Raw genomic sequence first — 26148 nt, 5'->3', positions numbered from 1 at the left:
ATTTGGGTAATGTCAAAATCCTATATAGACAACCTGTCGTAGACGTCATCAAAATTACCTCGTAAGGCTATTCGTCTAAGAGCACTGTACATGAAGTCACATTCAGCTTGTTTATTCGCTACAAACGGTTTTGCGCTAAACCATTTAGTATTCGGAGGGAACCCGTGAACCTTCTTGATAACTTTAGCGTGGGCATACAACAACCCCCAACCTTGTGGTAATTCTTCTGGTTTAATCAGTCCTGGTGGACAAATAAAGAACCGCCAATCTCCCATGCCTAAGCTTGGGTCAACTCTAAAACGTTTTTTCTTGTCTGCAAGAAAATCAGATCTGGTTACTTTAGCCTCGATTAAACAGCTCACACCATTTCGAAAACCGATGGCATCAGGTAACTCGCCAACGCCAGTAGCAGCTTGAAACCTATCATCAAAGGCAACAGAGAATCCATTATTATTGAGAAATTTTGCAGCTCTTAAACAAAGCTGGTTATGAAGTTCTGATGCCATGCTACTTCCTTTTGTTCTGCTATTACCTGTGCATATTAGTTCTACGTACTTCTTAGCCAAAAGCGCTAGAAAAAATTGCTAGCATAAAGTAACTTTACGATAGAAATGGAATTCCACGCTTACCTGCAACTGTGAGGATTTCATCGATAATATCTTTAACAATATCTTTACTCACTACGCTTTCATCGCTTCTGCGACGCTGGATTTCACTTTCAGCTGTACCACCACTGTACATTTCACCTAATAATGACAATCCTATATTTGAACCAATTTTAGCGTTGATTTCTTCTTTAATTATCAAGTCGTCTGGATTACTACTATTAGCCCACAACATTTGCGGTCCAACTGGGAATTTTAATACCTGACTAAATTGGCCTTCATTTGTTTTATAAACATATAGCAATGAGCTTCCTCCTTTTTTCGGACCGTGAACAGTGTTGTCTGTTAAGACGGTAAAATCAGAATGACTCAAGCTAAACTGGTCCTGTAATGCTTTAACGGCTTCTACTGAATTACCGCCAAGGAAAAAGTAACTTGTGGCCTGCCTAATCATTGTAGGTGTAAAATCTCCCGCCTCTTGCGAAGCTAATGCGCTATTAATCCCCCACTTGCCACCTTCACGCATATAACGCTCTACGTTAACCACTGTCTGCCTTAAGCCACTACACTGATGAAATTCATCCATGAACAAGCGGCAAGGCGAAGACCGCACTTCTTTTACTACTTGTTTATAGTGGTCTAGGTACCTTGAATCAACCGCTCTTAAGCAATCTGAGTTCATAAAGAAATCGCCACTGCCAAGGTATAGGGCTAGCATAAACATAATACCGTTTTGGCGTGGACCAATAATTTCGTCTTTTGTAATGACGTTTTGCAAATCGATACTTCTTAATCTGGCGGCCCTAAAATTCAATGTCGAATGGCTGGTGAAAATTGGGTATTTTTTTGCAGATTCTGTCATTCGCAATACGAATTCTTTTTTTGGAGAGCTAGGGTCATTGCTATCGCCATACATACGTAATAATGAACCAGATTGGTTTGCTACAGTCACAAAGTCATTTAATATCGGTGAAGATTTGACGCAGCATTCTTGTGCCATCTTCCACTCATTAGCATCACCAAGCGCTTTTTCGATCTCTATCCATTTAGTGTCTTCATATAGCGTGAAATCATTTTCTGCAATCCACCGGTCTACTTCTGGTAAGATCCCTGCATTGTATGCCGTAGCACCTTCATTTGCCTTATATTGATAAACCTCTTCGATTAACGCATCAACATAACCTTCCATATTTTCATGCATTTCACCGCGTGAATTTTGAGATAACAGCAATAAAAAACCAGCAACGAATGCTCGCTGATGCATAAATAACGAATCTAAACATGGATTCTTCTCAAAAGGGTTAATGTAGTCATCGCCGTCGAGACTGAGTACATAAGTAATGACTTTATGCTTTTCACTTTCCGGTAACCTATCCCTGATCATCTTGTGAATACCTATGGACGACGGGCCAACGTCAATAGTTGCAGCTAAAGGTAACACCTTATTACCAGGTGATAAGGTTAATGCGGCAAGAATTGAGTTACTTAAAACCGACTTTCCTTGTCGTGAGCGTGCGATATACAATTCAATAGATGGCTTAAGTAAAGGGCTGATTGGCGTCCATGGGAAACATACCCCTTGGAGAGTCCTAAAGAGCAAAAAGCCTTTATCCCAGATGTTGGCCGTTCTGTCTATTGGCAAAAACTTTATACACTCACTGATTGGAATATATGTTTGCGTAGCGCAAGTTTTGGCATTGGCAGCAATGACTGTATCTGTATAAAGTTCCATTTCATCGCTTTTATCCTCAAGTGTTTGCGACACCCCCCACCCTTGCACTGCCTGATCTAAGCGTGAGTAGTTATACATTAACGTTTCTGGCTCGTTAGACCACGTAGAAAATGAAACTGACATTCGCACAAATGGATCTGTTTCACTTAACTTTTCAAGGTGACTCATTTCTGACTGCACTCGAGAATTATCTGAACTTAAGAATGAAGTGAAAGCAAGCAAGTTTTGTCTTAACGACCAATCAAAGCCTTTTCCAGACATTATTTTAAATGAAATGCGAAACGGCAAATTACCGTCGATACTTTCAACCAAAGATCTAAAAGGTTTTACAGTAATTGGGAAAGTTTCAATCATCCCACTTTTGTATAGTGTTTGGCCTATGCATAATTGGCCACCATTTTTATATTCAAATGGTTTATTGGCTATCTGTTCATTTAGCTTTGTCCAGAACAGTTCGCTTCCATCATCATTAGGTTCGCCATCTTTCGGAGCTTTAATATACCTTAGCTGCCCAATTAACTGTGCTACCCAGTTAGGTGAGGCCTCTTTATCATATTGAACCTTGATCACACGGCATGCTTCTTCAGATGTTAATGTTTGAGCTAATATTTTAGCTCTGCCAAGGTTATACAAAAATTCTTCAACAACACTTTTGTGTTTTACAATGAGTTCGCTAATTGATAAGAATATATTTGGAACATCTGATAAAAATAGATCTATATCTACTGCCTTAGACGCGTTCTCATTGATTCGCTTTTTTAATAGTTGTGGTTCTATCAGTCTAAAGTCAGACCAAATTGCGATATGCGAAGATTCGAAGCAAACCCACTCACGGTTAACCTTAATGTTTTCCTGATAAATATCCTTTAAGTCTAGGCCTATCGCATTCATAGCATCAATTGCAGGTCTTGTATGGCGAATTAACTCCCTCTGAGTTTGATTGTCATCTTTTTCATAAACCCACTGCACGGTAAGTCCGTCAGATTTAAAAATCGTCTGTAATGCTGACAGCAAATTATTTGCGGCATTTATCCATTCTTCTTCTCCAGGAATTGCTTGAAGACCATTTATTTTAAAGACGGTTACCAGTGCGCCGCTATCTGTAACCAAAGTATTAGACTCTGTATTGTGGCAAAGATCTAAATAATTGAAGGCATGCTCTTTTTTTAAAGAGCTCAGCATTTTAAACAACTTATCGACTATCATCTTTGTTACCCTCTAATTCTTTAATTTTTTTAGTGATGGCTGTGATCTTTATTTGATCATTTGGTGCGTCATCGCTCCCCATCAAATCAACCATTGCTTTAAACTCGATATCGGGCATGTTTCGCAAGGCTAGTTCATCTTTGATCAGGGAAACTAGGTCATTTGGCAACATATAAACCAACCTCATACGCTCTTAAGTTGAGTAAATCGATTTCATCTTTATTAACCGAACAATTAATCTCAAAAGGGCCAATCGAATTTATTTTTATACCCATCGAATTCAGCTTTTCAGCCCTTATAATTGTCTTTTTTCTTATTAAGTCTCTGTAAAAAATTGATGAGACACACCCTCGAACAGACATTTCATGACAAAACACCCGATTAATTATCCCGGCACTAAACCATCCACTTATAGAAGTCATGTTCATTTTTTTTGGCAATGCCACTTTTTGTTCTTTGCCATTTTTTTCGTATTCGTATAATTCAAGGACATTGACGTCACAATCAGCCATTTCTATCAACATCAGTAGTAAATCTTTGGGCAAAACTGCCTGTAACTGCCGGTTAAATTGAAAGTAGACATTTAATCTATCCTGACGTTCTGACAGCTGGATTTTTGCGTAATAGTAATTTTCACTGTCGATGTAATAACTTGATATTTCCCCATCAAAACGTCTCAAACTAGGTGTGCTTCTAACATCAAGCTTTTTAAAATGACCTGCATAACACGACATCTGAGAGAGATATGCCGCCACCTCGACACTTGTAAATCTTAATGTTTTATTAATTGCGCCAGAAGGTTGTTCACTGAAATAGTTTTTGGAATATTTTGTTATACTTAACTTTGGTCCTACATTGGTTATTTCACCATTGAATTGCGACCGATGAAGTTCTAACATCCGATGTGTATTTAAAATTACTTTATACAAGCTTGAAACATCGCTTAGATCATTTAAGTTTAAGGGTTTACCTGTCAACTCATTATAAAGTGAGTTTAAATCTGATTTTAGATAGTCTCCTGCCAGCACCCGGATGTCAGTTAATTGTGTTTGCAGTAATATTGCATCTACTTCGGTGAGGTTTGTTAAGAGTGTGTCTGCCTGAATTTTTTCAGCATTTTCACCTCTTACTATTGTGCGAGCATCGACAAGCCAATATGACTTAAACTGATTAGATTCATCAAAAAGAACTATTTTCATTTGCGAAATTTTCGATTTGATTTTTAATCAACTTCCAATTAGTTGGTGAGTTAATTTTAGAAATGTAGTCCCATTGATTGCCAACAACTTTTTGTAAATACGTCATGTTCGGCCAATACCGTAATTTGTCGAAATAGCTTACCCTTTTTTCATAGAGGTCATCATCCATATCACATAAGCTACTTGCTAGGTTTTCGAGATTGTATCCCTGAATGTCGAGATATATTGGTGTTTCACGACAACGAGTATCGAAATACGTTGTGAGGCATACAAAACTATTCAAAAGTTCTGCTGGCTCATCTATTGTCGATTCTGTATTTGGTATAGAGAAATATAATCTTGCTAAAGCATTTATGTCTTTTTGTTGCAATTCTGGACAATACATTATCTGTCCAGCAGATGCATATGCCACATACCCAAGTCTTGAAGCCTGAAAACAAATTTCGCATGAACTAGCAATCTTGCTTGATTTTACATCTTGGTCATAAACGCCATTAACAGCAACAAATCTAAGCATGCCCTTTGAGCGTTCTTGCCATCCACAGAATAAGCATTTCCCCTTGTCTCTTTTGTGAGCTATGCCTACCTCTTTAGGATTTAATAACAGCTGACCTCGGTCTAGAGGGATATTACGAGCTACCGATAATTTTGAGCGCAATAACTTCATAATACCCCCCTTTTGTCACTTATAGACCGTAGTTAGTCTTATCAATTGAATCAGCAGTACCATCAACACCTAACAGTGTGTCACCGAACAAGTAAGCTGATGCGCCTAGGTACATCAATCCACCTGCGGCTACAGCACACAGGACGATTGAGAACCACACGCCTTTATTTTGACCGTTTGGCTCTCCTGCCCCTTTAAACAAGAAAAACGCCATGGCAGCGAAGCCAAGGCCGATCAAGAACGAGCCACTAATCAACGCTTGGGCACCAACCTCGAACAAACCCATCAGGTTTTTGAGAACCTTTTGGACACCCACTTCTTCTGCTGCATGGGCAAAATTCGGTGTCATTATAAAGGCGAGTAATGTGTAGTATTTAACTTTCCCTGCTGTCATCCAGCTTGATAAAAATTTTCTAAATTTGTTCATAATTTTATTCCTATGCCAATATTTCTGCTATCCCGTCGAGAAGTGGGATTAACTCTGCGACAAGCTTTGTTGTTGCTTCGATCCTCATGAAAGCAATTCCAGCAAGGGCGAATAAAATCGCCTTTTTCTTGGTGTCTTCTTTTTCATACTGAGTACCGATTTTTAAAACACAATTAATCGAATTCCCTATTCCAATTAATCCAAAGAACTTGATTACTGTCTTTAAAAATAATTTAATCACTTCTTCATGGCTTCCCCCTGGGTTAACAGTATCATCCACTCGCCAAGTTAACGGGTCATTAGTCCCTAAACTAATTACACCTGAAAAAATGGTTTCATCTAGTGCATTTATCCAACCAGCAATATAAATAGCCATTGCTGAGCCTATTGCAAAAGCAATTGTTGCGGTTACTGATGGTGGGTTTCTGGTTTGCATCTGCCCCATACTCGACATTTGCTTAATGTTCATAAAGACCATCGCAGCAAATGCTATACCTACGACGAAAAAGAATGAGATATAGACCGCGCCAGCTGTATGGATGGTCTGTATCCACCCTATTATCACTTCAGTTCCCATGTTCACCGCACTTATTTACATGCATCGACCTTTAATTGGTGTATAGCGCTCACCAGTTTCAAAGGTAATGCAGCCTGTTATGTTGATATCAGAAATAACACCAAAACCACTAAGCTCTGTTCCTACTTCTATTCGAAGCTCATTCCCGCTTGATATATCGCGAATGAGTGCTTTACCAGTTACCACACTTACGACTTCGTATTGTTTACGCTTTGAGATGTCGAGTTTGTTGTTTTGCTCTTCTTTAAAACTTTCCAAATCCTTCTTTAAACTAAGCAACTTGGCGTTGAAATCAGTTTGTATTGAATTTAGTTTTTTAGATTGATCAACAAATTTATTGTTGCCATTGCTCAACAAATCGTCATAACTGGATTTAATTGTTTTCAACTCTTCAACTAACGTTGTGTTCGTTTTTTGTTGGTTGTTAAGTGTTACAGCGATTGACTCAAAAGCTTCGTCTACGGCCTCTTTTGTGTCTTTCAACTCGTTCTTCAGATCCCTAATTTGTTGTTCTAACTCTAAAACAACCTCCGTCCTTACAGCCGCTGGAGACTGAGGCTCTGAAGTTACTTGGAATCCAGTGCTTTTCTTAACTGGCCCTGAAGGCTCGCTACTCGGCATCTGCAGGAAAAGCAACAAAGCGAATAAAATCACGACACCCAAAACCAGGTATAAAGCCAACTGATTTTTAGACATCTTTTTCTTGCCACCCTTTTCACTACCTTGCGCTGCAGTTCTAGGTGCTTCACCAGTGTTCAAAGGCATATCTAAATGCGAATCAGTATCGACCCTATCATCAACGTCGAGCTGTTCTTCGTTGCTAAAAAGCTCGTTAATATCATCCGTGTAATCGTCGCCGCTAGGATAATTAGCCGCCTCAATATTCTTACTCACAAAAACCTACTTATTTGCTATATGTTAGGTACATTAGAATATAAAACAAAAATGTGCTTATTTGAATACTTATTTTCATATTTTTTGTTTTAATGTACGTTATCTCTTATTTTGCTACTAAACCATGGGGCTTCCGCATCTGAGGTGAGCATAATACCAACAACAGGCATCGCCATCGGGTCTAATATCACAGTGGGCGGTATCGTAAATTCTTCAGCCGCTATATCAGCCGTAGCATCACCAACCCCTTTAGCAACACCCATAACAATATCCATCGGATCTTTCTCATTCACCTTAGTAACTGTGCCATATTCTGTAATTACTTCATCGGTAAGTGTTAAGTACATTTCTCCGGCGCCTTTCAAAGCACCACTGAACACAAGTGCTGACCATCTATAAAGTGTGTGATAATCAGTGTCAGTTGTTAAACCCGTTTCCATTCTTCCGTCAGGCGTAACAACAACCCCCTGAAATGGTGTAGTTATGCCATTTTTTGATATGGTTTTGGTGGTTATTACAATAACGCCTTCGACCCTTTCAAACTCACCCATGACAATCGCACCTTCAAGCTCACCTTCTAGAAGAGTAAGCCTTACAAACTTAGAGCTATTATCTGTATTGATGTAGTTATCAACTTTGGCAGAGAGAACATCGCCAGTAGTCAACTTATTTAACACGACGCTGCCTGTTCCAGCGGTTCCAGCTTGATTACTCGAAACTTGGCCACCAGCAGAAGCCACTTCAGTGGCATTTGTTGTTACGGGCTTATAGTGTTGCACCAATGTACCAGCAGCCTTTGGAGATTGAACGACGGACACTATGCCTGCATAAGCGCTTATCCTAGCTTCTATTGCCTTTTTACGCTCTTCTGCTCTTATCTTTGCATCTTCTGTGTTTTGATTTACTTGAGATTGCCTTGCTGGGAATCGCCTTTCCTCGAATTCTGGTTCTGCCTTTGGTTTTTGCTCTGGCTTTTCTGGCTCTTTTTTGGGTATCGAGAAATCGATTTTTTCACTTGAAGCGTTTTCTAGTACCTTAAAGTCCGGCAAGTAACTGTCTCCTGCTTCTTTAGTGTTTTCAGCGAGTGCAGCTTCTTTCTCTGCCAACAATTGAGCCTGTTGATAATCTATTTGGCTTTCACCGTTTTTAGCGGCCACTGCAGCAGGGTTCTTTGATATGGACACACTTGAACTCAAACCTAGTTCGCTCTCACCTGTTAATAACCCATACAAATAAAATCCAGATATACCTATTACCACAGCACTTAGCTTGTATACTTTTTTTGCCTTTACCGGCAAAGTCATCCAGGCTTTTTTTAAACCTATAAAGAATTGCTTCATGATTTAGAATCCATTGTTGAATAGTTGTGTACCAACTCAGCAGGCAGTGCAACCTGGACCATGCCATCTTCAGTTACCACAACCATTTCATAATCGATCTTGCGCACGGCGTAGACCTTCCACCCGTTTGGCCCATATGTAATACGCTCGTAATCTTCTGCTAATTCATGCCTTGTTTTCACAATAAAGTAGCTGTTGTAATACCAAACGCTTGCTATTTGAGGTAATGACACGGGAATCACATTTGCTTTGGCGGGTGGGTTGGCAAAAAACTGGTCCAACTCATCCATGTTAATATCTAAAATTGAGTTAGTAGATGTGCCTACAATGCCACTTGCAGATGATGTGTTTTCATACTCGGTATTTGGCCCTATTTTGGGGATCTTGTAAGTGATTTTAAAATCAGTTGTGCCGTGAATAGTATTTACAAGAATAAACATTAATGGATCGTCTAGACCAACCAATTTTACTGTATAGTTGGTGGTTTCATATTTTGATTTTGCATTCAGAACGATAGTATGAGTAACAGGCTTATCACCTTGAGAATCTATCTCCTCGTAAGCACTGTTCCCCGGCAATGACCACTCTATTGGCCATGGTTTCCCGAGCGTATCTAAGAAACTGATAACCGTGTTAAACCCTTCCCTAGTTCTTATTGTTGGCGGCGCCCCTCCTGGGGATAAATTCATAACAAAAACGTCTTGCGAAGGCGTAAGCGGGGTAACCTGACTACTTTTGGCCTCAAGTAGCATTTCTGACATCAACTTTACTTGTTTGATTTGCTCTGGGGTCATGCCAGCGAATAACCCCAACAAAGCTTCTTGGTGTATACTTGGATCTTCTTCTTTAAAGTCTGCCGTTGGATATGTAGGGGATGTGGTACCATTCAAACCAGCGTTAACACTCACTACTTCAGACCCAATTTGAACTGGATTAGGAAGTCTCGCTGTTGCGGCACCATTTATACCACCATTTACACTTACCGCTTCAGGCCTTATTTGCCCTGGCTTTTGCTTCATATTTTGTTTGGTCACACCTTGAGCAGATGGAACCGGCTGCACACTTACTTCAGCCGGTAATACGACATCAGATGTAGGTGATTGTATTTCATTTTCAGCAAATACACTTGAAGCAAAGAGTGCGAGCAAAAGCGGTAATGACTTTAAACTTACATTCATAACTATCCCCTTGGTTCCATGTTCCAAACGTGAATAGCCATACCTTTATCATATTCAGTGTTATCAACTCTTAACGCGGTGATAATCACGGTCCAGCGTCGTGCAGCAGACACCTTATTCGGAAACTTTTGAGAAATTAAGACTGGCACTTCGATAAGGTACGCTTTTTGACCATCTATTTCGCCTTCCTTCTTAATGAGCGCCACACCGTCAACCTGGGTTATGTTTGCACCATTGTCTTTTGCAATATCTTCTAAAACTCCAATTCGATTTAGTTGATCTTTGAACTTAACGATACCTTCTTTGGTGAAACAACGTTGAAGAGAGCGAGTCAGTTCTTCTTTATAAGTTGCAAACATAAATGTGTAGCTTGAACGCACGCAGTCTGCAGCCCAATCTCCGATACCAGCTCTTGACAATGTAGGTTCACTTAACGGAATTACTTCAGTTAATCTTCCCGCCTGATCTACGGTAAAGTATTTTGCTACTGCATCCGGCCTTGTCACTTGATATGAAATAATCAAGATGGTCAGGACTAATAACGAAGCTAGAACCATGATTATCTTTTTTTGGAATCCGATCATGTCTTGTAACTTGCTAACCATAATCAATTTCGAAGCAATCTGAGAATTCTGACTTGAAAAATTTATTGCCGACTTTTGCTTTTGCGAAGTCACAGGTTTCTTTGTTGTTTCCATATTCCCACCAATCAGTCAATATACGTAACTTATACATCATAAGTTAATTTTGTTCAACAGTAATCAGCAACCGGCACATGGTTAATAATGGGAATAGCTCATCAAAATGCATTTCTATTGCATTCTTGTAGGGCTATAACTTTGGGTTTACATAGATATTCGTTGCGGAACTAAAGTGAATGGCTTAAGGGCAAATAAACCACCTCTGAAAAGGAATTAGCACTAAAGGTGTTCAACCCTTAGATTCATGGAGTTCTCATATTTGATGGCTGGACTGAGGACGATGTGAGGACATCGGTTATTTTTGATGGCAAATGAAAACTTTCCTGAACCATTGGGTGATGTGATTCCGCTATGGCGATGGATTCTTCTTTGCTAACCGTTTTTTTGTTCACTAAATCGTACTCATATGACCTGGCGATAACACCGAGCAGGCTTATGTCAGGGATAGACTCTTTTATTGGTTTAATACTTGTTGTTGAGTCATATTTCGCATGATATTTAAATACATCTTGAATCCAGTTATGCCCTGAGTTCAATGACTCTGTACATATTAATTCCACTCTACGTTGCACCCGTTCTGAAAAATCATATTGAGATGTCGTATTAAGCTCGCTTAACGCAAAGTCAACAGCTGCATCGATGTAGTCAACATCGAATCTTTTAATGTAAGCCAACGTACTCCAAGCCAAGCCATTTATGTATATATCTCTTTGGTTTTGCAAGGTGCCAGTATTTATTGGGGTAGGATAACTGTTTTGATATCTGTACAGCGAATAAGTCTCGTCAGTAGAATGAAGAAAATTGATATCGAGTTTGTTATTTGAATACATATTTAAATCATAAGCGTGTGAATCAAGGGGCATTACGTTTAATCTGCAATGAGGTCTTGCTGGGTTCATATGTCTCAACATAACCCCTACGGACTTCACGCTGTAACCTAAATATCTCGCAATAGCTGGAGCATTGTTTGCAAGCAAACGATTGTAGTTATCCACGCGTTGATAGATTGAACTGAGCTCATTGTTTAACTTAACATTTTCTCTGCGTGCGACGGATTGGTTGCTTAAATTAATTAAATTGTGAGTAATTTGAGTGGTATCGACAATACCAATTGGTAACTTAGACATGGTTAAATCCTCACCGTCAGATCTAAATAATGTTGCGAGATTGTCTTACCTTCCCCTTTAAGTATTTCTGGCAAACAGTCTACTACTGCAGGATTATCTCCAATCGGGCCAGTGATTACATCAAGCACATCCAATCCAGTTAGTGTTTGGTTTGCTGCCATGGCCAAAATTCTTGGTGGGAACTCCATAAAGTCAAATGGTAGGCTTACTTTATCTGCCAAGCCTTTCATTGGGTCAAGGGCTTTGCAATATGAAGGTATGTCATCGATTGGGCTAAAATCCATGCCTAGGCCGTATTTTATAGCAAAAACTTGTGATAAGTAGTAATCATCAGGTATGTCGGCAAAAGTAACCACGTTATATTCTTCTCTATTAATTTGTTTAGCTCTGTCTCTTGCTAAAACAAGATAATTATAATCTGTGATTAGTACCTTAATCTGTTCGAGAGCTGCCTTATACTTAAAGAACTCTTCATCGGGCAGTTTCGGTTTTAACTTTAATAGATTGGCGTTTAAGATAGCAAAATCACGTCTATCTTTAATCGCTTTGATGTGAGTTTGCACTTCAGCGTACAATTGCATGTTGTGTAATTTGAGATAGTTCGGACCGATAACCGGTACATCTGAAAAGGCGGCAATATTGCTCATGTAGCGGCCAGCCAATTCGAGCGTGAAGGCATAATCATAACAATATTTGTTTAAAAATTCAGCATGCGATAAGCGCGTTGAGTTTGCCTGATGGTCAAAGACATAGCGTCTAAACACGTCATCTGAAAGTTTTTGAATGTTATCATCAGCAGTGGCATTCATGACATGGTTAATAATATCGTTCATCTGAATTTTTCTGTTATAAATAAGACCTATAGCATGTTTAACATTGGATATTTCATTGGCCACTTCATAACTAGCATTATGAATTTCGGATAAATTCTTTTTCGCTGACTGAGTAGCGATCAATTGCCCATACCCTCTATAAAACTGATACATGCGCACCTCACATAACAAAACAAATACTAGATAAGTACATTAGAGCATAATAAAACCATCTGTTAAAGTTACTTTAGCCTAAAATAATGCCGAGATTCACTCGGCATATTTATTCTAGTACATTACCATGGAGGGTGGCGACGGTTCGAGGGCTTCTTTTGGAGGCTCAGGTGCTTCCTGCTTTGTAGTTGCTTTACTTTTTAATAAATCTGCCAACTCTGTAGATTCAAGTTGAGACTGAATATTTGCTACTTTCGAATCTGAACTTTCGTAGTTTGCAACATTAGTTACTACATCACTTCCGCACACCTTCCAAATTGGCTTGTCACCCATTTTTTGATGAGTCTCAGGATGCTGAGCAAATGACTTTATTAATTCCAACGCAAGGTCAGGTTTGAGTTTAGGTGCATTGGTAACCTTAGAATACTGAGCCACCTCTTCACTGTTATGTAATGTGCAAAGTTTATTTGAAAACGCCACAAAGCTAGAGCCTATCTTATCTGCACGATTCAACTTCAAAATATTATCGACAATGGCCTTGGTATACAAATCAAGCACAGGCTTAGATTTGGCAACCCAATCATTCGGATATTTACCTACATTCTTGGAAACTTCTAAGGCAGCAAACTCACCAAGTGTACGATTTAGTTGTGAAAAGAACAGCTCGCTTTCGTTACCAACTTTGCCAGCATGCTCCTTAATCAACGCTTTCTGAATATTATTTAAATCATCTCCAGAAATTAATTTTTTTGCAATCGGCATTACATTGTTTGTAATTGTTAAGTAGTAACCTTTTAGCTTGTTGGCAGCGTCCATCCCTACCAACGACTGAGCTCTCAGCATGATTTCAGGAAGGTCAAAATGGACTTTCGATTTTGAATCTCCGATATCCAACATTTTTTCATACTGAGCAAAAGCTACTCGCGAATATCCAAGGAATTTGGACCATGTTCTAGGTGTGGCAAATGGCTCACCATTTTTACTCTTGGTGATTGTTGAAAACAACTCAGGATTTTGTTGAAAAAACTCTCCTAAGTAAGCGTCTCCACGCTGATGAGCGGCACCTTTTGAAGTGGCGGCTCGGTGACACCAATCTTCAGGCGTATCATACACCATCCAGTTTTGACGTCTTGATGCGTTTGCAGATGACGTGCTTGAGATATTGGTGCCATCTAGTTTCCCCAGGTTGCCGGTCGATCCAACGAATGTGTTTTCACCAATACTGATATTTTGAAACCCCTTACGCTCCATCAGTGACAAGCACATATTTTGAATTCCCGGCAGGGCATTTGGCATATCATCGAGCAACAACATAGAGCCACCAGCATTTTTTAAATTATCAAATGCTAACGGCGGGGCTGACATTGTGTACTTCTCTCCACTCATCTCAACCACAACAGGCACGCCACTAACCACGGTTTTTGACGTTTCACCACTAAGCTCAAGCGTAACTATAACAAAGTCATTTTCTGTGGCCCTGAAATCGCCTACTGGATTAGGAACAAAATTCAAATCCAATTGTTTCGCCGCCCACTCACCAGCAACCATAAACGAGGTTGTTTTCCCGACACCAGGTCGGCCTGCCGCATGATGAGGCTCAACTTTGTATGAAAAGAAAGGTTTATTAAACTCTTTTAAAAATACATCTTCGATTTTTGCATTTCGAGCTTTCTGCAATGGTGTTGTTGGATTTTCAGTATAGAAGTTTGCAAGCATGTCTTGCTTTAACATGTTGATTAGCTGCTTGGTGCTTACCGACGGGATTGCCAACTCATTATTATCATCTAATTTCATGTCGCCCCCTACTGCTCATTAATTGTCATTGTCAATGAGCGAAGCTTACGAGCATACTCATTCTCATTAATTTTTTCGTTGCGACTTTCTTGTAAAACGATGGCCAAACCATTGACCTTTACACCATCGACCAACTTCTGTTCAATAAGCGTTGAAAGCGCAACAAATGACAGATACTCAATGTTTTTAAAATTTGTAATTTCTAAAACACTTCTATCACTTTTAACAAGGCTACTGAGGACTTTGCACACTTCGGCGTAATCATCTGCATTAACTTTTGCATGTAAAATTGATTTAACACCAATTTCATCTGAACTTTTCACGATGCCATAACCAGTCATGTCCGAGACAACTTTTAGAGTTGATTCAGCCAAAACAAAATCATTCTCGTCGTTATAAACTAATGTAAGAGGCGTTGACCGCCCTTTAAAAAACGGCATACCTCTCACCTGTTCATAAGCTGAAGCAAATGGACAACTCAAATGGTCTTCGTGCGAAAACTCTGTAAACATGTCAGTGATAAGCATTTGCTTAGGCAAGTGGCCTAAGAACATTCCATCTGAGACTGTTTGATTCATACACACCTCTACGTTAGCTGAACTTCATTATCATTTGTTTTATAGGGCTCTCGCCATTATACTAATCTACAACATGAAAAGTAGTTTTACAAGGAACACTAATGTCTAAGCTACGTGCAACTCAATATCTCAATGACATACGCGCTAATGGGATGAATGTCGATGCTGGCATCCCAATTGTTATTAGTAAAGATAACCCATCTTGGATGAGGGTTGAAACATTGGCATATTTGATAACTCAAGCGAACTCAGATTTTGAAGTTGGGTCCGTTACTACCAGATGTACTAACTCTATCTACGAACTTCGTGATGAACTGGTCTATTCAAGGCAAGCAAGAAAGGCTGATGCTCCACCCAGACTTGATGTATGGATGTTGTCGTCTAACTTGAAATATAGTTCCACTATTGATTTTTTATTGGATACATCGCGCCTTTCTGATTTTAAGCAGAATCTGCATGATTCTGGTTACAACCCTTTATCTAAACGTTGCGAATTCAACGACCAGCAAGGTGTTGCTTTTTTGCTTGATAATCAGGTATATCGAAATATAGAAGATGTACAAAAAGCTTATATTGAATTTGTCGCGGCTATTTGCTCTGAACAGGAATTAGATTCAAATATTGAAATATTTGATAAGTTCTTGATTGCTTATCCAGATGTTAGCTCTATAAAAATTTATGGAAAAACCGCCTTGGACCTATTTAATCAAGCAGGTCATGAACGCACAGCCAGTGTCATTTTCTCTCGAATGGTAGATGCCGCAACAGAATCTATCTCCAATGAATTCAAAAATGAATCTATCCCTGAGTTTGCAGAAACTCTAAATAACAGCTTGTAAGGAGTTAAAACCAATGACCACCCAGACTACGCTTAACTCTCAGCCTAAATTACAAGGTGTTCTAAATAAATATCGCAGTGTACTAACATCTACAGATCAATATGGATTGCCCTCTTATGGGCTGTTGTCATTAATTGCTGAAAAAACACCTATGTTTATTTATGACCACCCATCGTTAACAGCAGAGTGCTCAACCGCTTTTGCGTGTCAGGCAGGTATTTTTCTTCATGCTGATACGTTCATCAACCTGCTTGCTGCCGATGCAGAAGCTAAAAACCTTGGGACTAAAAGTGACGGCGTTATATTTATGTTAACCCATGAACTAGATCACATTTGTCGAGATCACTTTACTCGTTGCAATCAATTTGACCCACAAATTTCAAATATAGCTCAAGACATCCGTATCAATATGGATAAGGTGAGAGATCTAAACCTTGAGCCGGGTACATATTTACGCGATGTGCTTGGTGGTTGGGGTTTAAAAGCGGAGGAAATACAGAAGTTTGGGCACTTCCCTGAAGAACTTATTTGCTCAATGCTGACCGAGGAAGCTAATCAACAAAACGCCAAGAAGCAACAACAAGGCCAACAGCAAGGTCAACAACAAGGCCAACAACAAGGCCAACAACAAGGCCAACAACAAGGCCAACAACAAGGTCAACAACAAGGTCAACAACAAGGTCAACAGCAAGGTCAACAGCAAGGTCAACAACAAGGTCAACAACAAGGTCAACAACAAGGTCAACAGCAAGGCCAACAGCAAGGACAACAACAAGGCCAACAACAAGGCCAACAGCAAGGCCAACAGCAAGGCCAACAACAAGGACAACAACAAGGACAACAGCATGTTAACAATCCCAAAATCCCGAACTTAGAGCAATATGGCAAGCTTGGTGAGATTGTAAGGTCACCAAATACTGATCTTAACCACACTATGCAGCTAGAAGATTTTATCGATAAACTGAAGGAAAATGGCCTTGATAATGTCCTTGATAAACTAGGCATTAGCAAGGATGCCACCCAAGCCCAGGTGCAAGAAATTAAAGATCGCTTTCAGGACCAGGTTCAGGAGTCATTTCAACGAATAAATGATATTCGAAGGAGTAATCCATTTTCTGACAAGATGGCTGGACAGCATATTGAAGAAGCCGTTGGATATGCATTGGGCGAGCTTAAAAAACCTAAAATGAAGATCGAGTCTGTTATTAGAGACATAATTGTAGGTGAAGGCGAAGAGTGGCAAATGGATGCAGACATGCCGACAGATTTATTCTTCCAGGACCCAGCATCTATGGGCGTTGAATATGCTGTATATGAAGAAAGCATGCAACCACGGGAAGTCGAAACCCTTCCCACAATCGTCATCGTCGATACATCAGGAAGTCTTTACTCAGATAAAGACACAATGGTTGAATTCTTTTCAATTGCTGCTGGAATGGTAGATGAAGACGATACAGCTAAAGTCTGGGTTTACGCAGCAGATACAGCTGTTAGAGGCAAACCCTTCTTGTTGACCAAAGACACCTTGGATGATTGCGTTAACAATCTTGACGTTTGCGGCAATGGTGGCACAGAGTTTACTGGTCCTATTAACACGGCTATTACACACTGTATTGAACACTCAAACGGCCTTAAGCCCGGCGGTATAATTTACCTTACAGATTTAGAAGCCGCAGCCCCTTTAGAGAGAAATCTCCACGATGAATTACCACCACTAGTTTTTGTGTGTCGGGAGCACGACTTTAACCCTGCATTTCAGAAGAAAGTAAGTAATTTTGCCGAGGTCCATGCACTAAACTCAACTAAAGAGCTGGACTTACAGGATTTGTACGAAGCAAACCAAGATAAGAAAGCGGAATTAAATTTAGCATTTTGATGAGGAAATCTAAGTGGATTATATGATTAAAAGTTTTAATAACCGAATAAACTGCACCTCGCCTGATGAAGTAATAGATACTTTAGCATCACAGTTTCGAGGCCAACATGTCACAGTAATTAAAACTTTGTGCTCCGGGATAAGGCAGGCGCATTTTGTTACCGTACTTTCTTCAGGGGTTTTATTAGATTCATACAAACTGACACCGTTCGAAATCGAAGGTTGATTTTGGCTTACTGCTCTAATCTGAAGTGAAGATGACTAATACACTAAAGAATAAAAGAAAACCCACAACGTAGTGGGTTTTTTATGATGTAATCAGTTTTTTTGTGGTTGTTTTCTAATAAGGACTAAAGCACTTTTTGTGACTGATTAATTTGACCTGTGTCATTATCTGTCTTGGTGGATAACGATTTCTTCTTGTTATATTGAGCCCTCGCTAAATAAATATCGATATATTTTTCCATCCTTGCAGTATGCATCATAAGGCACCGCCGACCAGTCTGTTGCTCATAATGTAAGTTTAATTCGATTGCGTATGTCTCTACTGCAGACTCTGGCGCACCCTCATCAAATAACGATACAAATTGCACCCTATCTTCGAGCGCTATACAACCAAATAGGGCTGCAGCAAATACGCCGGATTGTTTTCTCACTTGAGATAGCATAGATCTCAACAGGGTTGTGTTGTGTGCGTGATTAGCAAGAATTTTTTGTATCTTCTCTTGCTTAACTGCATAGTTATTTATCTTTTTAGCCTTACTTAAAACATCTTTAATGCTGTATTCATCATTATAATAAAATGATAAATCACCTAATAAATTTTCAGCCTCGATTTTCGAAGCTTTCACTCCAGATGTCTTATTTGTTTTTTGATCTATACAGCACAATACCAATGAGAACGCCGCAAAAAGCACTTTTTCAAAATCCTTTAAACCGTCAATCCCATTGTTTTCTGGCCCCAGCTGCTTCTGATAAACTTCCTGCAGTGCAACACGATTAAATGCATAGTTATCGCCATCGAAGATCAATACTCCATTTCTCTTTAAATATTCGATAGGCTTGTCTCTTACTCTGAAGTTTGACTTAGTAGCATCATAACCGCTAACTTCTAGTGGGTTGTGTTTTATAAGATAGCGCTGCGTTCTCCATTTAACACTTGTAAACTTCAACAAGCTTTCTAAATCATGTCGGGTTTTAAATTTTTCATTATTCGTAAAGGCTAGCTTTGCTCCTAAACCGAACAAGATAACATTAAATACATAACCAAAAAAATGAGTTGCCTTATCTGTGTTGTTCATACCTTCCCAGTAGAATTCACCTATGGGAATTTCGTTTAATTTTTGATTAATAAATAGTGCGTTCTCTAACATCTCCCTACTAACAATTACATTTTTTAAATCAACATAACTTAGCCCTATGATAAGATAAATTTCGGCTTTTTTAGTTATAAACCATGGGAGCTGATACGTTTCAGGCACAAAATATACTAGGGCTACTGCTCCTGCTATTAAAATAAGGAATATAGAAAGCGTGTCTTTGGCTTCCTTTTCATAGTCTTTGTTATCCATTACCTACCTCCATCGCAACGAAGCAAGCCACAAACTAGGTTTTATAAAAAATACCGGGAAAGGTACCGATTGAGGTGGATTTCTTAAAATAGTTGAACGCCATAAAGCGCTGATGACTTGCGATATCATAGCAATCGTAATAAAGACCAAGACCACATAATATACGAACCCAAATTCAGAATTAATTAACTGAACAAAAGGAGTTGAAATTCTTTCAAACACCGCCGACTTTGCGAAAAAAAATAGTGACACTGAAATTAAGTAAATTACAAAATAAAGGAATGCTAATGAGAGCTGTAAATGTGCAGAGTCCAACCTTTCATTTTCTGGGACCTTCATCAACTCTTTGGCCATAATCTTATGCTTCCTTCCCACAATCGTTTCGTCCATATCAGCAACGGATATTTGCTGTGCATATGAGGCTTTTTTGATCGCGTTTTTCGCATCATAGAAGGGATTGGATGCACCAGGAGTCATGTTAAATATTGATGGCCGTATAACCCACAATCCTACTTTTTTGATAATACCCATTTAGACCGCCTATTATTTTGTAAATTTTGCAAGAACGTTATCGATCATTTCCATGACATTCTTAACAGCAGTTTCCTGTAGCTCTCTCATGTTCTCAGTCATACCATCAATCGAATCGCCTATCGGACTCAATATTTCTGAAGGTGCTGAAACATTGTTGGCACAAATAGCTGAAGCGTCTTGCATAATGTCCATAAGGGCGGCGCTCGACGCCTCAAATTGTTGTGTTAGTTCTTTAAACGAACCTGGACCATCTGCTTTGAACGCTTCGATAGCAGCCTCTGGAGTGTCAATCCCATGCGTATTCATATGTTCAACAAGCTGATGCTTGGCATAATCATTCATAGCCTTTAGCTGTGCTGCCTGCAGAGCCATGTCTAGCACTTTATGTTTATCATCATAATTTTGCTTTAATTTAGTTGTTTTGAATTGTGGCCCTGTTTTGTTTAAAAGCGCATTTAGCATCTCAGCTACAACTAGTGTCTTTATTTCAGACTCGTTTGCTTTTTTTTCCATTAGCTTTCGATTGTAAGCCATTTCATCATTGGCTTGTTCATCACTTGCGTGAGGGTGTTGATCTTGCCAATCAAATTCTTTCTTATATCTTGGCTCGAACAACTTTGATGTTTCTGGCACATCAGCAATCATCTGCTTTTTCAATGACTCTAGCAGCTCTTTGTCATTAGCATTCTCTATCGTAACCTGGCTGATATCTTGCTCTATAGTTGCCGTCATAGCGTTAACCTCTTTCGTTAGCTTTCAGAATTAATGATGCTAAAAGTTTATTTTGCATCGTTTGATTTTGAGCCATATCAAATAAAAGTTTGTTTGTAGTTGCTGTTTGCATTGCTAAATCAATTAACAGGGGAGTTGGTGCAGCTAGCTCATTAATACCTTGTCGCCACGCTTCACTGTAATACGTATCGGTTATTTGTTTTTCTAAAAGCGAATGTTCAGACTCTCCGCTTGAAACAATCTTTCGACGATTTATATCATCGACAAATACGGAGGTCGCGAGCTCTATATGAGTAATTTTGCTTGCGTTTTTAGCTTGCTTGATAAGTGAAGGCTGGCTCATATCTGGATTATGGCGTCTTATCGTAACCCCTTCACTAGCAGTAGCCTTTAGCATATCAACGAACACTTCAGCTTGTTCTACTTCAGCATCAGTTAACTTGCCCTTATCTAGCACTGAAGGATTTAAAACTTTTTTTAAGTCTGTATCAGGACTGTTAATTTTTGCTGCCGCTTTAGCAAGGCCTGGCCTATCTCCACTGCTTACTTCTTCAGAATAGCTTTGGGTATTTCTGTCTTTTACTTGTGATGATATTTCTGCTGTGTTGGCTTTAGCTGAAGACTCTAGTCTTGCTGCGTCATCTAATTCACAAGCATTGGGTCTTGGTGCTGTTTCACGTTTAATTCTCTCCTGCTCAAGTGTTTTGGCAACTTGGTTGATTGAGTCTCCCACCTTAGCAATCGTCACAGTGGTTTTATCACCTTCAGACTCCATCAGTGAACCCCATTCACCAGAGAATATTGCCATAATACCCTCAAACATAGGTGTTAATTGATCAGTCAACGTTGATGATATTTCTTGAGCAAACCTTTCAATCAAGTCGCTTAGGCTTGCCGCTTGTGCATTGTTTGATTGCATTAACAAAATCATGCCCGTAACGATAGCTGTAATTTGTGCTATATCATTGGGCGAGCTACCAGATTTATTATTGACCTTTAGGTCATCAAGCTGTTTAAGATATCCATTTAATTGAGTTGATACATCTTCCGGCTTTACATCAACTGTCGGCTCTTTTTCCAAATGAGCACCCAACCCAGACTCGCCATCAGAATTTGAGTGACATTTTGATAGATTGTCTTTGTGGTTAACCAATTCTTCAACTGTTGATTGGGTCGTTTTATTCATTTCAAATCCTGCATAGTTTTTATTAATGTCAAGACAAGTGTCTGTTCTTTAAGCCTTAATAAATTGATCAACAAGTCAAGCTTGACTGTGTTTTGGTTGTAAAGATTAATACCTGCTGGAACTATATCGGCTACTGCAGAGGTTTCGGAACGCCATTGAGCACTAAAGTAAGTTTCTTCGACCTGTTGAAAAAACGTGCCGTAAATACCAGAGTTCAACTTTGCAATGTCAATTTCAAAAACACTCATCGCTAACGTTTTAGCATTAGCTTTTTGAATAAATTTCTTTCTTGATATCTTACCGTTGGTTCCCGGATTTGTTGTTACAGTTGTTTCTGAGGTGCCATTGAAGCCAATAAGGTTTCTGCTTGTATCACGATAGTTTTGTTCTTCTTCACTGGTTAATGGTCTAGTAATATCGCCAAAGAGACTTGAAGGGCTTAGTATTATTTGCCCGGAGCTTGTTGCTTCTACTAGATGAATATCGTTCCTTCTTAAAATATCTCTAATACCTGCGGCATAACTCCTTTTGTCAGATAGAATCTCACTCAGAAAGTTTTCACCATCACCATTAACATTTGTATTAAAACTTGTTGAAGTATTTCTTTTATTGTCTATTTGCAGTTCCATTTCGCAACTGCGTGGAGCAGGCATCGTAGCTCTAATCATTTTTTGATTAAATAATTCTACTTTTGTTACATTTATACCGTCACCTACCTTCCCCACCTTGGTAGAGTCAGCCATAAAAGCGGCGCTCCAAATGTCGCTCATCATTGTTTCGATTTGCTGAATCGCGGTATCTAGTGCAATCTTTGCCGCTTCAGCCATCGCTTGGACGATAAGTTGGATTGGATCAGCGATTGTTGGTTTGCTGTAACTAGCTAGGGTTGCACCAGCAACTAATGCTAAGGGCACCTTAAAAAAGCGCCTTCTTGACTTACAAGTTAACTGCTCGTCCATTAATTAGCCTCCGCTTCTAGCAAACATTGAATGGCCAACAATTTGTTTATCTCACTGTCTGTTTCAGCAATTTCAGAAATCAACTTATTTTCAATAGACTTCATTTCACTTAGTAGTATTCCAATCGGCACGAAACTAGCAAATCCTTCACTACCATTCACCTTTGCATTCAATTCTTTGTTTTTGGTATACAAGTCAACATTAATTTGTAATATTTCCGAATCGCTTAAGCCTAATGAACTGTTATTATTACGATAATAATACTTGGCTAAATCTTCTAAACGAGAATCCAAGTTTCCAACTTGTACTTTAGTGCGTTTTGCCAGCAAGTGATCTAAGGTGGATTTAACAACATTTACTTTTGCAATTCTCGAGGCCCTTTCGCCATTTTTTCTATCAGCTCTGCTACCTACACCAATTAAGTTTATTTGTTCTGTTCTTGGCATGCTGGCAGCCATAAATTGATTTATAGCGTCCAACTCAGGAGCAGTATATCCAAAGCCATTCATCAAATAGTTAACAGGATCTGCAATAGAAGCGCTCAACGCATTGACACCTTCGTCATTAGAGATATCAATTTGATAGTCATCGATTCCTTCACGACTATTATCACTTAATGTTTTGATGTTGGGATTTCTAAGGTTAGAACGTAATGCTTTTTCATTTTCAACACTTACTTTTCCGGCCTCTTTTATAATATTAGATTCGCCCCCTAAACAATCTAATGGCGTTGGCTCTGTATCGGCCATAAGTTCTCTGTTTGCTAGTTCTTTTTCCGTCGCGTTTAATGAATCACCAAGCCTGGCATAATCAACTCTGAGGGTATTTTCTTCCTGTACCGTTTGATCACCATTAAATTCGCCCCACTCCTGCATTTGCTCTTGAGTGTTTTCATACCAACGCTGGCCATAATAACGAATGATAATATCGCTTATGTATTCAAGCGCTTCTTCAAATAAGTCATCTAGTGGATTGGCTTGTGCTTTTTTAGAATATAGGTTCACTGCCGCGCCTAATAGTCCACCGAAAATAACCGCTACTAACTTTCTACGTAAATTCATTTATCACCTCTTAAGAAGCGGGAACTTTGTATGCTCAAGATAAGCAGACCTATATTTTTCCCGTAATTAACTCGGATCTGCTTTAGATCATCTTGCAAGAGGTACTTTTGGTTTTTGTCCGTTAGAAACTGCGTAAGGGTCGCGATATAGAGGTCGGTACAAGCCTCAAGATATGTTTCACTTTCATCGCCAATATCGCAATTTAAGTTACAAGTTTTAGTGAGGTAGGCTATAGCCTGTTCTATTGCGTCTAGGACACTTAGAAATAAATTCCTTTCGTTTGTATAATCTGAAAAAGCTCTAGAAATTAAAGGAATTAGTCTTGTGATCGTCTGAAGTTGTGTTTTTTTACTTAATGGGAATCTATTAGTGGTGCTATCTTCTTCGATATAACTACAAACTATATCAACTATCGGATAAACTTTGCTCATCGTTTCAAGGTCATATAAACCTGTCTTTTCTCCAATAGCACAAATAACATCTATCGCTATTTTATCATCCAGTTCAACACCTTCAGAATACAACTTATCCTTCAAGTTTCGAGCTTCTTCAATAATAGACTTCATCAAAAAGGCTCTATCTTCAATCGTAGCGCATTCCTGCGAACAGATTACTGAGTTCAATGCTGCACCAATTGTTTCAAACGAAACTCTAGAGACTGTCACCCCCATTGACTGTCTCTTTTTTGTTATAGCGGATTTAAATTGGCTCAGCGCAGATGTCATAGCGACGGTCCAGTTAGTTTCTCATTTGATTCTACGATACTATCTACCATCGCTAATGCGACTCTGCGAGATCCCTTAATCGGTAGAACGCCTGACTCTTTTAAAATGCTTGAAACCAACCCTTGCTGTAATCTCTTGCTGTCGAGCATTTCACCCACTACCAGACCAAAGGTTTTAGGGCTGAACGATTGAACCAATTGACTTACATCCACCAAATCATTAGCGACTTTGGAGCTGCTTAATACCTGTTCCACACCGTCACAAGCAATAAGTAGAAACGAAGCCAAATCCAACTCATCACTTTCTTCATACATAACATCAAAACTAGTTTCGCTTACAGCAACAACATTGCATTTTATTTGAGTCTTAATGTTTAGGAGCGAAGATATAGCGGTGCAATAACTCATCAAAAACGGCTCTAGCTTACTTATCCCTATTTTAAGCGGCCATACTTCATCACCACTTCGTAAAGTTGTTAACGCCGGGTTGGTAATGGCAAATGCGTGCTCAAAAACAGTCTTAACACTTTGTTCAGAATTCATGCTACAATCACCACATTAAACTGTTGATGTATACGATAAGTATAGTATAACCTTTAAATGAAAAACATCTCAACTGAAATTTGTAAGGACGCCATATGGACGAAGAATTGCTAAAATCTGACCCCAACGAGATTTTACTTGAGCATTACGGGGAAAAACTTCAATCTTTAACCCCAAAAGAAAGTCAAAGTGTTTACGTTTACACGATGCTCACTGATTGGGTTACTAAATTAATCGTAGCCCAAGTGGCTGACTGGAAGGTTACACCGGTTGGACATGTTTTGTGCTGTAATAAAGAGGTTAGTGAAACTCTTGGTTATGACACCGATGATGGTGCCATCGTTGTCCCGGAATCGCTGGAATGGTTCTCTAGAGTTTCTTGGCTTGAATGCCGGGTTGTTAACAACACCATCCTACTTAAAAAGCTCATTAGTTTTCAGTGCTTTTGGATACAGTTAGCTATCACACCTGAACTGTCTGAACTATTGCTTAACAAAAAATCACTGGTATTTAGAGTTGCAAGCGACGAAGGCAACTCAAATGAAGTGCCTCTGTTTCACGCATCACTTGACGCTAATAGCTAAGGTAAATATATGGCCATTAAAAATTTATTAGGTGGTGAGGAAATAAAGCCTTTAAGTGAAGTGATCGAGTCTAAAAGTGCTGTCATGCCTCATTCACTATTTTTGCAGAGCGTGATGGAAGAAATCACATCTATGGCGCCAATGGAAAATGCAACTGCAGACGAGCTATGTCAAATGTTTAGGCAAAAACCAGACATGTTCTTGTCGGCCTCATTGAATGACATTAATAACAGAACAATGCGCGAAAATGTTAAGTCACGTATTGCCGAAGATCTGATGCAAAACGGCGCTAGTAGTGATTTTTTCAGAGCTCCGAAACCACATTAACATCAAAATAACTCTGGACCTTTGCGGCAAAAGCCACCAAATCATTGCGGTGGCTTTTTTGTTGTTGATGTAGCACACCAAATAAACCCGCTCAAATCTAGCGCTTAACTTGATAACGAGCGAGTAGCCCCGTCACCTGTGGCGGGGAAAGCGAGTTCAGTGAGGTCTGTTTTGTTGTTCTATGTATTGGCGCAAAACCTC

At 39.3% G+C, this 26148-nt stretch carries 27 protein-coding genes; 4 read left to right on the top strand and 23 right to left on the bottom strand.

The genetic code is table 11. The features are described from left to right. Positions 1–20: 20 nt before the first annotated feature. The 15 genes from IEW93_RS14530 to IEW93_RS14460 form a co-directional block, all read right to left on the bottom strand. On the bottom strand, positions 21–506 hold the full coding sequence (locus IEW93_RS14530; RefSeq protein WP_188740030.1) for a hypothetical protein: 486 nt from the start codon (positions 504–506) through the stop codon (positions 21–23). A gap of 94 nt (positions 507–600) precedes the next feature. Further along, the gene (locus tag IEW93_RS14525) at positions 601–3543 is read right to left on the bottom strand and encodes a putative type IV secretion/conjugal transfer ATPase (RefSeq protein ID WP_188740029.1); all 2943 of its coding nucleotides are present in this window, start codon (positions 3541–3543) and stop codon (positions 601–603) included. Continuing rightward, positions 3530–3715, bottom strand: coding sequence for a hypothetical protein (locus IEW93_RS14520; RefSeq protein WP_188740028.1), 186 nt, complete (start codon positions 3713–3715; stop codon positions 3530–3532). The genes IEW93_RS14525 and IEW93_RS14520 overlap by 14 nt, the downstream gene beginning before the upstream one ends. Next, positions 3702–4742 carry a hypothetical protein gene (locus tag IEW93_RS14515; RefSeq protein ID WP_188740027.1) on the bottom strand — a complete coding sequence of 347 codons (1041 nt, stop codon included), beginning with the start codon at positions 4740–4742 and terminating at the stop codon, positions 3702–3704. The genes IEW93_RS14520 and IEW93_RS14515 overlap by 14 nt, the downstream gene beginning before the upstream one ends. Beyond that, positions 4723–5409: a hypothetical protein gene (locus IEW93_RS14510; RefSeq protein ID WP_188740026.1), complete on the bottom strand. Its 687-nt coding sequence runs from the start codon at positions 5407–5409 to the stop codon at positions 4723–4725. Before IEW93_RS14510 ends, IEW93_RS14515 begins: the two co-directional genes overlap by 20 nt. A gap of 19 nt (positions 5410–5428) precedes the next feature. Beyond that, the gene (locus IEW93_RS14505) at positions 5429–5836 is read right to left on the bottom strand and encodes a hypothetical protein (RefSeq protein ID WP_188740025.1); all 408 of its coding nucleotides are present in this window, start codon (positions 5834–5836) and stop codon (positions 5429–5431) included. Positions 5837–5846: 10 nt separating this feature from the next. After that, entirely contained in the window at positions 5847–6413 is a 567-nt protein-coding gene (locus IEW93_RS14500) for a hypothetical protein (protein WP_188740024.1), read from the bottom strand. A 15-nt stretch (positions 6414–6428) separates the two neighbouring features. After that, positions 6429–7307 (bottom strand): coiled-coil domain-containing protein, encoded by an 879-nt coding sequence (locus tag IEW93_RS14495; protein WP_188740023.1) that lies wholly within the window; start codon positions 7305–7307, stop codon positions 6429–6431. A gap of 89 nt (positions 7308–7396) precedes the next feature. Then, positions 7397–8647 (bottom strand): DotG/IcmE/VirB10 family type IV secretion system protein, encoded by a 1251-nt coding sequence (locus IEW93_RS14490; RefSeq protein WP_188740022.1) that lies wholly within the window; start codon positions 8645–8647, stop codon positions 7397–7399. Next, positions 8644–9825, bottom strand: a complete 1182-nt coding sequence (locus tag IEW93_RS14485) for a DotH/IcmK family type IV secretion protein (protein ID WP_188740021.1) — start codon at positions 9823–9825, stop codon at positions 8644–8646. Before IEW93_RS14485 ends, IEW93_RS14490 begins: the two co-directional genes overlap by 4 nt. A 2-nt stretch (positions 9826–9827) precedes the next feature. Next, positions 9828–10523 (bottom strand): DotI/IcmL/TraM family protein, encoded by a 696-nt coding sequence (locus IEW93_RS14480; RefSeq protein ID WP_188740020.1) that lies wholly within the window; start codon positions 10521–10523, stop codon positions 9828–9830. Between the two features lie 245 nt (positions 10524–10768). Then, on the bottom strand, positions 10769–11653 hold the full coding sequence (locus IEW93_RS14475) for a hypothetical protein (RefSeq protein ID WP_188740019.1): 885 nt from the start codon (positions 11651–11653) through the stop codon (positions 10769–10771). Between the two features lie 2 nt (positions 11654–11655). Beyond that, a complete protein-coding gene (locus IEW93_RS14470) occupies positions 11656–12639 on the bottom strand; it encodes a hypothetical protein (RefSeq protein WP_188740018.1) in 984 nt (327 codons plus the stop codon). Positions 12640–12753: 114 nt separating this feature from the next. After that, positions 12754–14433, bottom strand: a complete 1680-nt coding sequence (locus IEW93_RS14465) for a hypothetical protein (protein ID WP_188740017.1) — start codon at positions 14431–14433, stop codon at positions 12754–12756. Between the two features lie 8 nt (positions 14434–14441). Then, complete coding sequence (locus tag IEW93_RS14460) at positions 14442–15011, bottom strand: hypothetical protein (protein ID WP_188740016.1); 570 nt, start codon at positions 15009–15011, stop codon at positions 14442–14444. A 101-nt stretch (positions 15012–15112) separates the two neighbouring features. On the opposite strand from IEW93_RS14460, the gene IEW93_RS14455 reads away from it, so the two are divergent. Together IEW93_RS14455 and IEW93_RS14450 are read left to right on the top strand one after the other, a co-directional pair. Beyond that, entirely contained in the window at positions 15113–15850 is a 738-nt protein-coding gene (locus IEW93_RS14455; protein ID WP_188740015.1) for a hypothetical protein, read from the top strand. Between the two features lie 13 nt (positions 15851–15863). Further along, positions 15864–17726, top strand: a complete 1863-nt coding sequence (locus IEW93_RS14450; RefSeq protein WP_188740014.1) for a DUF2201 family putative metallopeptidase — start codon at positions 15864–15866, stop codon at positions 17724–17726. Between the two features lie 350 nt (positions 17727–18076). Here the strand turns inward: IEW93_RS14450 and IEW93_RS14445 are convergent, their stop codons facing one another. The 8 genes from IEW93_RS14445 to IEW93_RS14410 are packed head-to-tail and all read right to left on the bottom strand — an operon-like array spanning position 18077 to position 25036. Next, positions 18077–19297: a secretion/conjugation apparatus DotM-related subunit gene (locus IEW93_RS14445; RefSeq protein ID WP_188740013.1), complete on the bottom strand. Its 1221-nt coding sequence runs from the start codon at positions 19295–19297 to the stop codon at positions 18077–18079. A 3-nt stretch (positions 19298–19300) separates the two neighbouring features. Further along, positions 19301–19828 (bottom strand): hypothetical protein, encoded by a 528-nt coding sequence (locus tag IEW93_RS14440; protein ID WP_188740012.1) that lies wholly within the window; start codon positions 19826–19828, stop codon positions 19301–19303. A gap of 12 nt (positions 19829–19840) precedes the next feature. Continuing rightward, entirely contained in the window at positions 19841–20563 is a 723-nt protein-coding gene (locus IEW93_RS14435) for a hypothetical protein (RefSeq protein ID WP_188740011.1), read from the bottom strand. 4 nt (positions 20564–20567) lie between these two features. Beyond that, entirely contained in the window at positions 20568–21749 is a 1182-nt protein-coding gene (locus tag IEW93_RS14430) for a hypothetical protein (protein WP_188740010.1), read from the bottom strand. After that, on the bottom strand, positions 21746–22708 hold the full coding sequence (locus tag IEW93_RS14425) for a hypothetical protein (protein ID WP_188740009.1): 963 nt from the start codon (positions 22706–22708) through the stop codon (positions 21746–21748). Before IEW93_RS14425 ends, IEW93_RS14430 begins: the two co-directional genes overlap by 4 nt. After that, the gene (locus IEW93_RS14420) at positions 22708–23769 is read right to left on the bottom strand and encodes a hypothetical protein (protein ID WP_188740008.1); all 1062 of its coding nucleotides are present in this window, start codon (positions 23767–23769) and stop codon (positions 22708–22710) included. The genes IEW93_RS14425 and IEW93_RS14420 overlap by 1 nt, the downstream gene beginning before the upstream one ends. Further along, on the bottom strand, positions 23766–24494 hold the full coding sequence (locus IEW93_RS14415; protein ID WP_188740007.1) for a hypothetical protein: 729 nt from the start codon (positions 24492–24494) through the stop codon (positions 23766–23768). The genes IEW93_RS14420 and IEW93_RS14415 overlap by 4 nt, the downstream gene beginning before the upstream one ends. Continuing rightward, entirely contained in the window at positions 24491–25036 is a 546-nt protein-coding gene (locus IEW93_RS14410) for a hypothetical protein (RefSeq protein WP_188740006.1), read from the bottom strand. The genes IEW93_RS14415 and IEW93_RS14410 overlap by 4 nt, the downstream gene beginning before the upstream one ends. Positions 25037–25131: 95 nt before the next feature. Between IEW93_RS14410 and IEW93_RS14405 the strand changes: the two genes are divergently transcribed. Continuing rightward, positions 25132–25620, top strand: coding sequence for a hypothetical protein (locus tag IEW93_RS14405; RefSeq protein WP_188740005.1), 489 nt, complete (start codon positions 25132–25134; stop codon positions 25618–25620). 9 nt (positions 25621–25629) lie between these two features. After that, positions 25630–25947 (top strand): hypothetical protein, encoded by a 318-nt coding sequence (locus IEW93_RS14400; RefSeq protein ID WP_188740004.1) that lies wholly within the window; start codon positions 25630–25632, stop codon positions 25945–25947. Positions 25948–26148 lie beyond the last annotated feature (201 nt).

Origin of the sequence: Shewanella inventionis (genome assembly GCF_014641855.1) — a bacterium.
Lineage (GTDB): Bacteria > Pseudomonadota > Gammaproteobacteria > Enterobacterales > Shewanellaceae > Shewanella > Shewanella inventionis.
This window is presented reverse-complemented; position numbering and strand designations above follow the sequence as displayed.